Here is a 14,427-nt window from a genome sequence, read left to right on the forward strand (position 1 = left end):
GGAATGCACTGCGGCGTGGAAAAACTCGTGTGCAAGGTATCGCGATGAGCTTCCGGTCGTCCCTTCAGTTTCGACACGACGCCCGTCGCGGCTGAGGAGTCGATAGTTGAGAACGACCTCGGCATGGCCGTCTTCACCGCAAAATGTTCTCGCGACGGTCAGTGCATTGGCGCGATGGTTGACGTCGTAGTGGGGAATACCCAGGCGCTCGGCGACCGACAGGGCGAAATCGCCGGACAAGAGCACAGGGCATTCCGGGACGTGTGCGCGCTCAGCTGCGGCGGACACAATTTGATTCCAGGTGTGCTGACTGAAGGTGGTCGTGGTCAGATGTTCGAGGTGCACTGTCATCCCTCTCGTTGGGCAGCGTGTGCAGGGCGTGGGGGCTCGAGGATTCGGCGTCGGGGAGTGTCAGGCAGACGGTGTGTCGGCGGAGCCCCCTACATTGCACACGTGCGAGAGAACGAGATTGAGGAAGTAGCAGGCGTTCCTGAGCAAATCCTCGACGACCTCGCACAGACCCTCGTCGAGAAGCTCGACATTTTGCTCGACCGATTAGCCGATCGAGCCGTCACCGTTCCCGACGCGGGAAGCTCGGCCTGGAGATCGCAGTGGCATGACCGCGACAGCGATGCCGGCCGCGAACGGAATTCGCATCGCCTCCACGTGCGTGCCTTGATTGCGACCAAGGCAGGAGTGAGCCTGCGTGATCCGGGAGAACAGGACGAGTTTGCGCCGCCGGTCGCGCCCAAGATACGTCCGCGACGCGGGCAGCGTGTCAATGAAAATCAATTGACCATCTTCTGACCCTCCATGTCCGCGGATTCGCACGGCGTGAGTATCACTAGAACACTCGGGTCCTTGAGCTTGAACTCGATCGGCGGTCATCGTCTGCGACGGTTGAGGATGAGTCGGTCGAGGGCTTTCTGGTCATCGATCATTCGCTGGGGTATGGCAGCGGGAATCCCGGCCTGGTGAAGAAGTTCGCGCACCGAAACTGGAAGTGGTTGCTGGCTTGTCCAGCCACCGAGTAGATCGGCTATGTCTCTGTCGGGGCGCGAGAAGTGTTCGGCAATCCCCTCGAAGAGTGCAAGGTCGCCGATCTGGAGGGGGACCGGGGTGCGGGTCGATCCCCGAAGTTCCTCGAAGGACGGTCTCGATCTGGTCATCCAATCGAGCTGCACAGCGGTGGTGTTCGAAAGGCCATTGTTCGGGACCACGACGTAGGGGTAGAAGACTGGATTGTCCTCGATACCGAAGGGGAGGGTCTCTCTGACCCGTTTTGCCGTCGAAGCAATCTGCTTGAATTTTGTTGCCACGAAGGACGCTTCGATATCGGCGTTGAAAGTGTCGACGTCGCCGAGTCCCTGTGCCAAATTGGCGCTCAGGTGGTGGTTCGTAGCATCGATGACAAAGCAGGCGCGGCCGGCGACCAGCATGAAATCGCAGACCGACGGTGTGTGACCTCTGCTCTGAGTCCACTCAGCTTGCATCTCGGTTTCGCTAACCAGCCGGGTGATTTTGGAGCTGTAAGAGGCGATCCGTTCGAGGACATCGCCGGCTACCCGCTCGAAGGCGTAATTGATGGCCTGGCTGAATGCCTCCGCCGTCGATCCTGGTTCCACTGCACCGAAGGCGAAAAATGTCTGCCAGTAGAGCTGCGAGCCGAAGAACCGGTCGATGACCCACTGGTAGCGCAGTCCGAGCAGTGTGTCGGGTTCTGGCAGGAGGAAGGGGCGTTCGGTAAAGACGTACCGCTGGTCTGCAACGGGGCCGTTCGCGCGGTCACGGCGAAGCCTCTGCTCGAAACGGGCCGCGGCGTAGGCCATATTGTCGATCACGAACTGCACTGCGTCAGCAGTCGCTCCTGCCTGGATCAACTGTTCGCGTGTCCAGTCGAACCGCCCAACGATCATGGCCTCGGTGATGATCTGTCCCACCACCATGACATCGAGTAGCGGTACATGATTTGCGATCTCGAAGGCTTCGGCGGGTGTTGTGCCGATACGGGTATCGGTCACTCGGTCCGGCCATGGCCGAAACCAGAGGTCGTAGGTCGAGGCCTTGATGAGTTCGAGCTTGAGCGGTTCGTTGCTCTGGAGGTTCACTGTCTCTTCGAGGGCCTCCCTGCGGACGGCGGCCACATTCTCTTCCGGGGTATATGCCTGGACGGCCGCCATCTGTGCCCTGATCTGGGCGGGGTCGGGATTGGCGACGGCATCGAGAGGATTTACCGCGCCGGCGTGTTCCGTTGAGATGGACATGACCAACTCGAGTATGTTGGCGACCTCGATGTCTCGGACAGCGGAGTCGACATTGCTGCTGCCCCGCTCGAGAGCCTCGCGAAACAATTGAGTCATGGACCGCGGGGGGATGAGGCGATGAGTGGATCCGACCTTGGTCATGAGACGGCCAGCCCAGGTGGCGTGCGACTCCGAGAGCAGGTTGCGTTCCACTCGACCCTCCGACTGGTCGGTGGTCGACGCGACGTCGAGCCGAGACTGAACAGTGGCCAGGGTGCGAAGCAGTGAGCTGGAGTCGAATTGCTTGAGGTATTCGATGCGATCCACATGATTCATCGCCGTCAGTCCGGCGTGATCCGAGATCACCGTGGACATGGGGGTGGGTCCGTGCGCGATAGTCGGACCACTGGCCCGCGTGGCGCGATTCGGCGCTTTCGCAGATCGCGCATCTCGGCGCCGGTCTTTCGTCGACTTACCCACGCGCGGTTTACCCCGACTAGTCACAGACGCCCCCATGTTGTGGCCGGTGCCCGTCTCTCGGGCCGACCGTGCTTTGTCCTAGTTGCGAGTATTCCGGAAACGGCGGCAGTCGAACGACCGAACACTGTCAACTGATACTCGTCAGCTATAACCGGTGCCGGTCAGTCGTACTGCGGCAACGACCACTTTGCCGAACACACACCCGACATGACCGCGTGGGTGCGCTCTCCTACGGGGCAGTTTGTAGGTCTCGGTGTTCTCGTCGTATTGCCGCCGTCCGTCGTCGATTATGACTGCGGTGAAGCCGTCCAGCTCGATCCGCGGTGCTCCGATACGAAGACCGTGCCCTCGACGAGGCCGGGGCGTGCGGGCGATGCAATCCAATCTCGAACACCGCTCTCGTCGCCGCGAGGGCAAGTAATGAAATTGCACGGCAAGAAGTTTCTGCGGCATCAGCGCAAGCGAACGTGCGCCCACCGCCATAACGGACCTGAGACCCCTATGCAGCTAGGCGTTTCAAGGCGTTTCACTTGGCGTATCAGCGATGTTTCACGGTGTCTACACTGTGGCACCTGGAGGGGCAAATGGCTGCCGCTCAGGTGATGTCGGTCCAGACGCTCGCCGGGGTACCTTCTGTGTCATGAACAGCGACCCCTTTTCTGGCTTGCAGGATCAGAAGCCACCTACTCCGGACGAGGCCGTGCAGGCGCTTCTCGACGCCGGAAAACGCGGGTACGTCACACTTCGCAACGTACTAGCTCAACACCCTCCCGGAACCGCTGCTGGGACACGCGATGCAAAGCTTGCCGAGTTCGTCACCCGCCGTCAGGAACGAGCACTCGACGCCTTCTTGCTTCTACATGCTTTACAGCCGGTAGGCATCAGTGCTGACCCCCTACCCCTCGGGGCGTGGGCGAACCTCCTCAGCACGCGGAACCCATGCAGTGTCACCACCGTGTCGAAGACTTTCCGCATCCTTGAGGACATGGACTTGATTACCCGCCGCCGCCGCGGACCGTCCACCGTAATCGAACCGCTGCACGAGGACGGAAGCAAAGACCCCTGGTTCCGACCGGGCAGCAACTCGAGCATCAAGGAAGGCTTCTTCACCCTCCCTCACGAGTACTGGACGTCAGGGTATGCGGACCAGCTCCGGCTGCCGGGCAAAGCGATGCTGCTGATCATCTTGAAGGAAACCCAATCGCCCACTCGGCCGACCTTCTCGATGGCGGTCGAACGAGCCAAAGATTGGTATGGAATCAGCGAGAGAACAGCGGAGCGGGGGTACAAAGAACTTGGCGACCTCGGTTTGATCGATACCCGGATACAGCTGGTCGCATCGCCCAAACTTCCCGCGAACGTCCGGCGACAGGTGTATCACCGCGCACTGCGTGACCCGTTCTCGACCGCACGACGGGTAGCCCTGCAACGGACAGCGGCACGAGTCACCAGGACTCCCGCTCCACCTTCCACTGGAAGGCCGTGACATGACCACTGTCGAAATCTTCGTCGATGAATCTCGGCACGGTGACTACGTACTCGTTGCAGCGGTGGTCACGGCCGGCGATCTCGGGCGAGCCAAGAAGGTCATGCGTTCCCTGAAGCCGGCCAACCGGGACAGGGTGCACATGCACGATGAAGGTCGTTCGAGCCGGGCGAAAATCATCGCCGAATTCATACGGCAACGACCGGTCAGTTCCGCACTGGTCTTCACCGCTCCGATCAGGGGCCGTGCAGAGCGGCAGGTACGTAGTGAGCTCCTTCGCGCATTGACCCGTAAGGCTGTCGAACTCGGAGCCACCCGAATTTTGATCGAGTCTTGTGCCCAGGACAAGCAGGACCGGGCCGCAGTGTTGGAGGTCCTCGTCCCGCTGCGGGCTCACGACCGAGTCGTGGTGGTCGTCGATTCGCCGCGCTCCAACGAAATGCTCTGGGCGGCCGACATCATCGCCTGGTGTTACACGCATCGCGACCCCAAGCTTGCCGCCGCGAACCTCGTCGAGGTCATACCGTTGGAGTGATCGGGCCGACAAACGCAAAGGCCGGGCGACCACGCAAAGCGTGCGGGCTCCCGGCCTTACTTCCCAGGCTCTTCACCAGGGCATCGCAAGCGTAACTCTCATACGAGTATCTACAAGGATCTCTCATGATGGCACCTGACGGGGTACCCAAGAGCTTCCTGAGATGGCAGTCGGGGGTTCCTTCGCTGAGATGGACAACTCTTGCGGAGTTCTGAAATAACTCGGAACGGTCCTTGTAAGATGTGGGAATCATTCCAGCTAGACCACCACGGAACATCGTGAGCATTTGTAATCGCGATAATATCGCGTAACATCACTAGTGCCAGTACGCGTAAGTGTTCGTAAGTGTTCGTAAGTGTTCGTAAGACCCCAGCCCGGCCGACCAACAGGCCGGGGTCCCACGTCAACTACAACTACATACCGGTGAAGAGATCAGAGAAGATCTGTTCCAACAGCCAGCGAGCGGCTCCTCCGACCAGAGACTTGCCGACAAACTGACTGCAGCGTCCTGCTAGGACGCGAAACTTTCTCGTTTTGATCGCTACCACCTCCCTTCTTAGATCCAGCCGACCACCCAAGGGTGGCCGGCTAGACCTGTATTGAAAGGTCGGCGAGTTCATCTTAGCCTATGGACGGGTGCGCCGCTGTCGGACGACATGAAGGCACCTCGTGCGTGACTCAGTTGCCTCCGGACGTCGACGCAAAGTCCAGAGGCGGGTACATGCTCAAGGCCCGCCAGTCTCGTCCTCGACTCGTCTGAGAGTCAGGTCCTTGCCCTTCGGGAGCGAACCGGCGCAGTGGCGCACGATCATCTGACGGACCGCAGCAATCTCAATGCCGTTGTATCGCTATCCGGTGTTTCGGTGCCGTGGGGATTGCGGTTGCAGCTGGATATGGTCGCTTCGGTCCACAGTTCGTCGTCGACCGGCCAGCCTGCATCTCGAAGTGCGCGCACGGTGTGCCCGCTCTGGCCGGCATGTTCGTGACCGACCTCATCGAACGGCGTGTGATGGATGAATCTTCCGGCTGCGTTCGTGCACCACTCGGCATATTCACGGGTGTAAAGGATGAAGTTGTGCCAGCCGATGTCGACGAGAGGGCTCGGTGAGTAACTCACACCGGGACTGTCGGCCACCACAGCCAGGAAGCCCAAGGCTTGGTCGAGTATGCGTTCTGCGATGGAGGTGCGGTCCCGGCCTTCGATCTCGGCGGACACTCGAGCGGAGAATTCGAAGTCGTTCTCGATGCGCGCGACGAGTCGCGATCGGAATTGAGAGTCGACCGCGAAACGGCTCGTCGCAACCGAAGGATTGTCGGGATGACGGGGTCGGCGATCGAGCATGACAACATCGCCTCCACCCCCGCAGGATGAGCAGTTCGCGGTGGTGGCGAGTTCATTGGGGATCATCAATTTGCCTCTTCGAAGGAGATGGCGCGCAGCAAAAAGCTACCTTGACTACGCGGAGACGGCGGACGAGGACACGTTGCGTCGACCCAGGGAGGACGTCATCAGTCAGATGATCGGGCGCCAAGTACGACACAAGTCTCCCGGGTAGGAGATGTCAACCTTCTGGCTAGATGTAACTGGTTGTAACGGTGTCGATCTACCAGCGGTTAGACCGCTTACCAGCAGTTACGCACAGTACCGGTCGGTAGATCCTCGCGATTCGGACGGAGCGACTGGCATACTTCCTCTACGACAATGTGCCCCGTTGGGGCGCACTGCCAGGAGGCAACAATGGCTATCGATCGAAATGACTTTCCGGAGTACAACAACCACGAGCTCTTCCTTGCCTACATACGTCTCCACTTCCAAGACGCGCTGATTGCCGGTTTCGAGGACAGGCGACAGTCACCATGCAAGTTCGATGGATCGACTACTGCCTCCTCCAAGCGCTATCCCGCCCCCATGCACATGGCCGTGTGGTGGTACCGCACAACCATGCAAGAGGGCTCCACTCTGGCCGATGCGCTCAAAGCAACGAACCGAGAGACATTCCCCAAGGAATACCGAAAGCTAGAACCGCACTCCAAAAAAATTGGCAGATTCATTGCCGGCGAGGCAGCACTACCGGCCACGCTCCTCGACAAGCTGTGTGACGGACTCGGTGCCGACACCGAGCAGAGAACGTTCCTGAAGACCGTGTCGACCAAATCGGCCGGCGGATTCGTAACAAATGCACGAACCAACCTGGCCCATGCCAGCATCGCGCAGCATTCGAAACACCGCCGCACCGAGGCCGGAAGCGCACCGTCGACACTCCCCGCCGTGGAGACCCCCGGCAGAGGCTCGAACTCCACCAGTACGGTGATGCCGGTTGCGGGCACCGTAGTTGTAGATGAGGAATCAGTGGTCCTCACGCCACCGATCTCGGTGCCGTCGACACCCGACTCGCCACCCATGCCGACTCCGACTCCGACTCCGAAAACTGTCCGGCGTCGTAGGCCACGAACCGGGCAGTATCGCCCCAGACGGGGGCTGCTGCTTTCGTTCGGAGTTCTTGTGATGGTCATGGTGATGCTTCTGATGGTGACACTCACAGGCAGGTCAATGGTGACTGCCGTGGCCGCCTGGACCACGCCTTGGTTTGGCAGCATGGCCGGTGCCGGCCCGAAAACCAGCGATGGCATCCCATTCGACCCTGGTCCTGGCTCCGGAATTCTGGTGGTTCTCCCACCGGGGTCATCTCTAGAAGATCGCGATCTCGTAGAGACTGCAGCGAGGACCAGCGCAGCCACCCTGAATTTCACCAGCACGAACGATGACTACGACGATCTCCCGATCCAGATGCTTGTGCACGCACCCCCAGCTTCTGCAAACAACGCATCTCAACGACGATCGGTAGTCTCCGCAACCATCGAGGTATCGGCGCGAAGGCCCGATGAGCTTCCATCGAGCCAAGCCGTCACTGGGGACTCGGCGGACGATAGATTCGTCATGTACGACCAGCTCTACTCGGTGACGGGCTTCACGTGGTCAGGACCCAATTCCCACCGTGGATCGTCATACAGCTATCGCCTTGGGTTCGTAAACCCTGGCGCTCTTGCTCAAGCTGGCACGGTACTACGAATCGTGAACTCGGTGCTCCCGTGTGGTGTGACGCAGTTCGATGTCAACTACAAGCTGGAATTCTCCAACCCGGGTATCGAGGTAGGTCGAGCTATTTCAATCCTGTACGAACGAGCCTGCTAGCCCATTCCTAGCTCGACGCGCGTCAACTCTCAGTCAGACCCTCACCGGGCCGGGCGGTACGTCTCGGTTTCTTCGTCGTATTCCCACCGCGCGTCGTCGATGATGACGGCGGTGAAGTCGTCGGCGGGATCTTCTGCGACAGCGCGGTCGGTGTCGATCATGTCGATGACCTCCTCCATCGTCAGTTCCGATGGGGTCGCGGCGGGGACAGCGTCGTCCGGTATCGGCTCGATCGGTGCGTCGTCGCGCTCGTCGATGTCGGCGGCGATGAATTCGGCGAAGTCGTCGGCCACGGCCGGCGTCGGCGGGGTGAAGCCACACAAATGAGGGGTGCACTGCTCGAAGTCGGTGATCGACTTCATCCTGTGCACCATCGGCCAGAGAACTTGGTAGTGCCATGCTGCGGGCCCACCGTGATAGGCGTTCTTGCCCTGTTGGTACGCCTCACGACGCGCGAACATCGCTGCGGTCAGCTCCTCGACCACCGGGCCATGCTTGAACCAGCACGGAGGAATGGTGCGGCCGAGCTCGTAGCGGTCGCGCAGCCATTCCACCCAGGTGCCGAGCTCGACCCACAGTCGGGCGGCGCTGTCCTTGTCCAGGTACGGCCAGTCGATCGAGCCGGGGGTATACGCCGGGAGTGCCATGCCGTCAGCTCTTCTCGTGCCCGGTAGCGCAGTACTCGTCGAACGCCTTCTGATTGGCCTTCACTCGGGCGGCGAGCACGGGAACGTCCCAGACGGAGGGAACGTGCAGCTTGATCGGTTTGGCCTCCCGGTAACGCAGAAGTGCTTGATCGGCGGGCATCCGGGCGATGTCACTGCCGGCCATCACCGGGACCGACCGCGGCCCGGCCATCCTCGACGCGCTCATGTATTCATCACGCATCCCCAACCCCTTCGAGATCGTGGCCAGCTCGTCCGCGTCGCCGAGACCGGTCAGATACAGGCGAGTCGGGGACTCGTTGGACAGCAGCTGCCCGGCGACGTGGCCCCAGCGTTGTTCGTTCTGCAGCCGGGAGTGCACCCCGGCCCAGATCTGGATTCCGCGGCCACCGGAGTCGGTGATGAGCGAGGGCATGTTCGGGATCGCAGCCACGTTGTTCATCTCGTCGAGCACCATGCGCAGCGGAGGGTCGATCTTGTCGTCGGGCTGGGTCAGGCCGTGCGTCTTCGCCACGTGATAGAGCTCGGCCGACAGAACGGTGGTCATCGCGGCCGCCGACGCACTGCCACCCTCGGAGATGAGATAGACGGTGTTGCGGCCTTCGGTGATCAGAGAACGCAGATCCGCTGATTCGCTGAGCGGGACATTGAGCGAGCGCATCAGCTTCGGTGACGCCAGCGGCTCGAGCAGTCGTGTGCAGGCACCGATCATGTCGTCGGAGGAATCGGCTTTCGATTCCAGCGCCTGACTCAGTTCGGCGTCCCAATCCGGCAGATCCCTCGACAGCACCTCGTGTACCGCCTTGACATTGCGGGACGCGGCCCACACCCGCAGTGTGACCAGATCCTTGTCCAATACTGCTGCGGCATAGAGGTATCCGCGCATGAGCATCGCGGCTTTGCCGTTCCAGTAGCTCGCATTCGAGGTGCCGTCCATCGGCATGGCCTGCACCAACGCCGCGGCCCGCCGCATGGCCACTTCGGGGTCGTCGCAGCCGTCGAGAATCGACCACTGCATCTTGTTCGGATACACCGTCAGCCCGTCCGGATCGAACACCTCGACCCTGCCCACAGCCGCGCGCTCGGCCCACGTCGCGCGCAGAAGGTCACCGCGGGTCGAGGTGGCCACCACCGGCCCGATCGCCTCGACAACCGCCTTGTAGAACATGCGCCAGGTCTTACCGGATCCGGTGGGGCCTTCGACCAGTACACCGTCTCGGTACTGCAGAAACACCCCTTGTTTCTTGTCGTCGTACAGCGTGCCGATGCGGGTGGTCTCCGCTGCTGCCTCGATCCGGCGGACTGGGACGTCGGAGAGTGAGAGCCGGGTGGCCTTGGCTTTCTTCACCGCGCTCTTCTCGTCGATCCCGACCGTTGCGAGCGCGGCCCGGTCGGCGAATCCGTTCGCCCGCACCCGCCGAGATGCTGTGCGGGCCATGTTCTTCGCCGAGACGATAGCTCCGAGCAGGATGCATGCGGCCGCGATGATGCCGATGCACAGCCACGTCAGGACTGGGCCGCCCGGCTGTGAGTCGGCCGGCCACGCCGACGCAGGGTCGGATGGGTTGCTGAACAGGCCCGCCAACACCGGGATCACCCCGTAGATGCCGGCGGGCAGTGCGGGACCGGTGCCGGCGAGCAGCCCGGACAGGTAGCCGCCGCCGACCACGGAAACGAGCCCGCCGGCGACGAAACCGACAGCGGGCCCGGTGCCGTAGGGCAGTACCGGGGGAGTGGGGCGAAGTTCTGGTGTGCTCATCGGGGGCGGTCCTCGGTCGAGTCGGGCCGTGGAGCAGGCGCGGGAAGGTATCTGCGGACCACGTCGCTGCCGGCGACGGGAGTGGGCGAGGGTGTCGATCGTCGACGGAGTACGGCCGAGCAGAGGGTGTCGAGCTCGCCGTCGAGGCGCGTGATCGCCGCGATGTCTCGTCGCGGGTCCAGTGCGGCGATGTTGGCGCGCAGTTCGCCGATGCGGGTGTAGCGGGCGACCGCGGCGCGGTCAACGTCGCTGATGTCGGCGCTGTGGTGGACCTGGATGCAGCCCCGTTCGGTCGCTGGTGCGATGTCGCCGCCGACGAACCGATACGCCAGGACCCCGGCCACCCGTTCGGCGTCTTCGCTGTCGTAGAACCCTATCGAGGTTCTGGTGTGCGGCAAGGGTTCCGGCCTGATGCTGCACAGGCGAACCTCCACCGTCTCGGGGTCGTCGACCCGTGACGGATGCACAGGCGATGCGACGGCGTTGCCGAGTGTGTAGATCTCGGCCGTCAGAGCAGCGGGCAGCGGCAACTTCGCGCGCCTCACCCCGAGTCTGTATTCGTCGAGAATTGCCAGAGCGCACGCTGTCTCGGTCACAGAACCCGTTACGGATACTTCGTCCCACGCGCGGAACATGCCCTCTGATGCCGAATCCAGTGACGCTGTATCGCACTCGAAGACGGTGAAGTCGAGCGAGACCAGCGTGCCCCAGGACTGCGCGGCGTGCGTCAGAGCGAATGCTGTTGCTGCCGAACGAGAGCGGAACAGTCGACCTACCGCGGTACTGCCCGCCGCATCGAGGGTCGTCACGTCCACACCCACCAGAGTCGAGCGGTCGGCCGTAGGGTGCGAGAGCGCTGCGCGGAGTGAGTGGTCGGTCATGCTGCTGCTCCTTTGATCACTTCGTCGGTGTCGGTGAGCGCGATTTCCAGATCCGAGCGCACGTGTTCCATCAGGATCGGGTCGGCGTTGCTGTATTTGACCAGGCAGTGGCCCTTGGCGAGGGACATGATGATTTCGGTCGACCCCGGCGGCAGGTGGTACATGCGGGCGGTTTCTTCGGCGTCCTCGACCCGGTCCTGCCCGTAGAGGAAGACGATGCCGGCCTCTTTCATCAGCGCCCGCGCCGGCGAATCGACCGGCAGGTCGGAGATGTGGTGGAACGCCGAGACGGTCGACAGTCCCAAACCGCGCGAGAGCTTCATGTTCTCGCGGAAGACCTTTCCGGTGGAGCCGTCGGCGACGTGCCAGCCTTCCTCGACCAGCAACAGGGTTTGCATGTGCCGGGCGGACCGGGAAGCGAGCACGTTCGCCAACCAGGTGTTGATCACCGTCATGATCACCCGCAGGGCCGGACCCTTGTTCGGCAACGCCGAGACATCGAAGTGCACGAACGGATGATCGAGAGCCGCGCGAACCTCCGGTGAGGTCGCGCCGTCGACGAGGCCCTTGAGGTCGCCCAAGCACAGCTCCCGCAGCGCCAGACCGGGATTGAGGCCCCAACGCCGCGACTCCTGCGCCCACTGCTCACCGAACGCTGCTCCGCTGTCCTCGGAAGGGCCCAGGAGCTCGTCGGCGAGCTCCATCAGGATCGGTTCGCGGTTCTCGCGGGCGGCGCGGTCGTTGACCACTTGCAGGGCCAGCCCGAGTGCGGCTTTCTCGGTCTCGACCAGGGGGCGACCCATCGTGTCCTCGATGACTGCCCCGACGAGCGCTTCCTGGCCGGCCGGGGCGACTCCGTCGGTGCGTTCGACGCCGGTGGCGATCGCGGGATCGAGCAGGTTGATGCGCATTCCTGTTGTGCCGGTGCGGAATCGGATCGAACCAGCGCCCACCGCATCTGCGATTCCGCTGTATTCGCCGCCCTTGTTGCCCTGGCGTTTCTTGTCGATCACCACCACCTGCCGATTCGGAAGTGCGAGTTGGCGCAGGCACATCGCGGTCTTGATGAGCGAGGACTTGGCCTTGCCGATGTCGCCGATGACGGCGATGTTGATGTTCTCGATTTCCGATCCGTAGAGGGCGTACGGGTCGGTGATCACTCCGGATTGACTGATCTTGTTCAGCCCGGTCAGCAGGCCCTCGTGACGCACCGAGCGGCGCATCGTGGCCAGGTTCAGTGCTTCGCCCTGCCGGGTGGTCGTCCACGCGCCCTCGACGCGGATCTCGTACCAGCCCCACCGGTCCAGCCACTTCTTCCGCGTCGGCGGGTGCCGACGGGTGGCGATCAAGCCGGCGGACTTCGCAGCGGCGAGAGTGGTTGCCGCGTCGGCGCTTTCCTGCGGGTCGGGGACAGTACGCCTGATCCGCAGCCGCCACTTCGGGCTCCGACGCTCCCGTCGACGAGTCGGACGGGCAGTGCCCCCTCGGTGGTCGTCCTTGTGGTGGGTGGTCATCGTGTCGTGCCTCGTTCCGTGGTCGGCGTGGTCGCGGGTCCGGTTCATCGGGAGCGGGTCCATTTGGTGGCCGCGAGTCCGCGGCCGAGAGGCAAGGTGACGAATGCGGCGACGTCGTGGCGGTTGTCCTGCCATTCGATCTCGCCGATACCGCAGTCGTCGGCGGCCTGTTCGACGCGTGTGCAGGCCCGCAGGGCGTCGTCTTCGTCGTGGCCGGTGACCGAGACGGCGAGGGTGTAGATCATTCCGTGGTGCCCGGTGCCGGGCATGAGATCTTCACGGCGACGGGAGGATTCGCTGATCGCGACCTCCGATGCACCGTCGGTGATCTTTCCCTTGCGCTCTTCGGTGATCTGACGGGCCTTGTCCTGGGTGACGTCCTTCTTGGTCGCAGCGCGGGCCTTGGATGCCTCGACGAAGTCCATTCGTGCGGTGACCGTTCGGATGGTCGGTGCTGCGGGGATCTCGTCGTCGCCGGCGTCGGGTTCGACTCCGGTGAGCAGGGTCGCCAGCCATAGCGGGCCGACCTCGACCGGTTCGATGGCGCGGGTGGGGATGATGCCGACTCGGGTGTGCCATGTGCCGGCGACCTCGACCGATTCGTCCCGTCCGACGTAGGAGGGCCAGCAGTTGTCCCACCGGACGCCCCGGTGGGCGTCGAGGGGGTAGCTGGGGTCCTGGAATGCTCGCAGGACCGCGCAGGCGCGCTGTTCGCCGTAGACCTCCACGCGGCCCATTCCGGCGCGCTCGAGGGCGCTGACGGCGCGTGCGGTGTCATCGCGGATGACTTGGGCGATACCGCCGACCAGTGGGGCGTCCTTGCGTCGGGCGATGCGGGCGGCTTCGGCGAGGAACGAGGCCGACTTCGGGAAGATCAGCACTGCGTAGGAGCGGTGCTCTTCGGAGTACGGGCTCATGCGGTCGATCAGCTGTCCGTAGGACCGGATCGCCGGAACCACGGCCAGGTCGGGGTCGCCGGCCGCTATCTGTTCGGTGACCCAGTTCTCGTGCGGGACCATGTCGGCGGGGACGCTGCGGTGCAGCAGTTCCAGGCCGCGGACGAACGAGGACCGTTTGGCGAACCCGGCGAGTACTCGCCCGAACGCCGCCGAGGTGACCGCCCACGCGTCGTCACCGCGCAGGCCTTCGGCCAGGCCCTGTTTCGCGATGAGAACGGAGTAGTAGTCGTTGTCGCCCGGGGTGCGGTGTTCGAGGATGAACATGTCGTCGAGTCCCGTTCCGGCCAGGTCGACCGGCTCGGTGCGGTACAGCGGAACCGGAATCGTCCATCCCGGATCACGCTCGGGGTCGCCGTAGTGCGGATCGGTCGGTGAGACCCAGACGTGCTCGCCTCTCTTGCGTCGCTGCCGGTTTCGGATCGCTTTGACCTTGCGGGCCGCGTAGGACTCGTGCAGGCCGAAATCGAGGGTCGCGCACAGGACGCCGCCGATCAGCACGGCATCGATCGCCAATGTCCACGTCGACTGCCCGACCATGAACAGCAGATACAGGGCCACCACCAGCGTGGCTGCCCATGCGGCGACGACCGGCTCGGGGAACGGGAGCACTCCCCGGCGCGCGGTCTGACGGCCGAGAATCGCCGACCGTGGCCCGCTCACCGCCGCGCCCCCCGCCGCGCGGTCGGCGTCCGATACGGACCGAACCAGCCGA

Annotated in this window: 11 protein-coding genes; 4 read left to right on the forward strand and 7 right to left on the reverse strand. The window is 63.0% G+C overall.

The genetic code is table 11. The features are described 5' to 3' along the window. The first annotated feature begins 453 nt into the window (after window positions 1-453). Entirely contained in the window at window positions 454-807 is a 354-nt protein-coding gene (locus ACQR3T_RS25805; protein ID WP_428695407.1) for a hypothetical protein, read from the forward strand. 77 nt (window positions 808-884) lie between these two features. Here the strand turns inward: ACQR3T_RS25805 and ACQR3T_RS25810 are convergent, their stop codons facing one another. After that, a complete protein-coding gene (locus ACQR3T_RS25810; RefSeq protein WP_428695408.1) occupies window positions 885-2,618 on the reverse strand; it encodes a hypothetical protein in 1,734 nt (577 codons plus the stop codon). Window positions 2,619-3,363: 745 nt separating this feature from the next. On the opposite strand from ACQR3T_RS25810, the gene ACQR3T_RS25815 reads away from it, so the two are divergent. Further along, window positions 3,364-4,209, forward strand: a complete 846-nt coding sequence (locus ACQR3T_RS25815) for a hypothetical protein (RefSeq protein ID WP_428695409.1) — start codon at window positions 3,364-3,366, stop codon at window positions 4,207-4,209. Between the two features lies 1 nt (window position 4,210). Then, window positions 4,211-4,744, forward strand: a complete 534-nt coding sequence (locus ACQR3T_RS25820) for a hypothetical protein (protein ID WP_428695410.1) — start codon at window positions 4,211-4,213, stop codon at window positions 4,742-4,744. An 808-nt stretch (window positions 4,745-5,552) separates the two neighbouring features. Here the strand turns inward: ACQR3T_RS25820 and ACQR3T_RS25825 are convergent. Then, complete coding sequence (locus ACQR3T_RS25825; protein ID WP_428695411.1) at window positions 5,553-6,086, reverse strand: glycine-rich domain-containing protein; 534 nt, start codon at window positions 6,084-6,086, stop codon at window positions 5,553-5,555. Between the two features lie 396 nt (window positions 6,087-6,482). On the opposite strand from ACQR3T_RS25825, the gene ACQR3T_RS25830 reads away from it, so the two are divergent. Next, window positions 6,483-7,937, forward strand: a complete 1,455-nt coding sequence (locus ACQR3T_RS25830) for a hypothetical protein (RefSeq protein WP_428695412.1) — start codon at window positions 6,483-6,485, stop codon at window positions 7,935-7,937. Between the two features lie 41 nt (window positions 7,938-7,978). Here ACQR3T_RS25830 and ACQR3T_RS25835 read toward each other — a convergent pair whose 3' ends face one another. The 5 genes from ACQR3T_RS25835 to ACQR3T_RS25855 are packed head-to-tail and all read right to left on the reverse strand — an operon-like array spanning window position 7,979 to window position 14,375. Then, window positions 7,979-8,584, reverse strand: coding sequence for a hypothetical protein (locus ACQR3T_RS25835; RefSeq protein ID WP_428695413.1), 606 nt, complete (start codon window positions 8,582-8,584; stop codon window positions 7,979-7,981). 4 nt (window positions 8,585-8,588) lie between these two features. Then, the gene (locus tag ACQR3T_RS25840) at window positions 8,589-10,361 is read right to left on the reverse strand and encodes a type IV secretory system conjugative DNA transfer family protein (RefSeq protein ID WP_428695414.1); all 1,773 of its coding nucleotides are present in this window, start codon (window positions 10,359-10,361) and stop codon (window positions 8,589-8,591) included. Beyond that, entirely contained in the window at window positions 10,358-11,242 is an 885-nt protein-coding gene (locus ACQR3T_RS25845) for a hypothetical protein (RefSeq protein ID WP_428695415.1), read from the reverse strand. The genes ACQR3T_RS25840 and ACQR3T_RS25845 overlap by 4 nt, the downstream gene beginning before the upstream one ends. Further along, window positions 11,239-12,756: an ATP/GTP-binding protein gene (locus tag ACQR3T_RS25850; RefSeq protein ID WP_428695416.1), complete on the reverse strand. Its 1,518-nt coding sequence runs from the start codon at window positions 12,754-12,756 to the stop codon at window positions 11,239-11,241. The genes ACQR3T_RS25845 and ACQR3T_RS25850 overlap by 4 nt, the downstream gene beginning before the upstream one ends. Before the next feature lie 44 nt (window positions 12,757-12,800). Beyond that, window positions 12,801-14,375 carry a hypothetical protein gene (locus ACQR3T_RS25855; RefSeq protein WP_428695417.1) on the reverse strand — a complete coding sequence of 525 codons (1,575 nt, stop codon included), beginning with the start codon at window positions 14,373-14,375 and terminating at the stop codon, window positions 12,801-12,803. Window positions 14,376-14,427 lie beyond the last annotated feature (52 nt).

It is taken from the genome of Rhodococcus sp. IEGM1428 (assembly GCF_050321865.1).
Classification (GTDB): Bacteria; Actinomycetota; Actinomycetes; order Mycobacteriales; family Mycobacteriaceae; genus Rhodococcoides.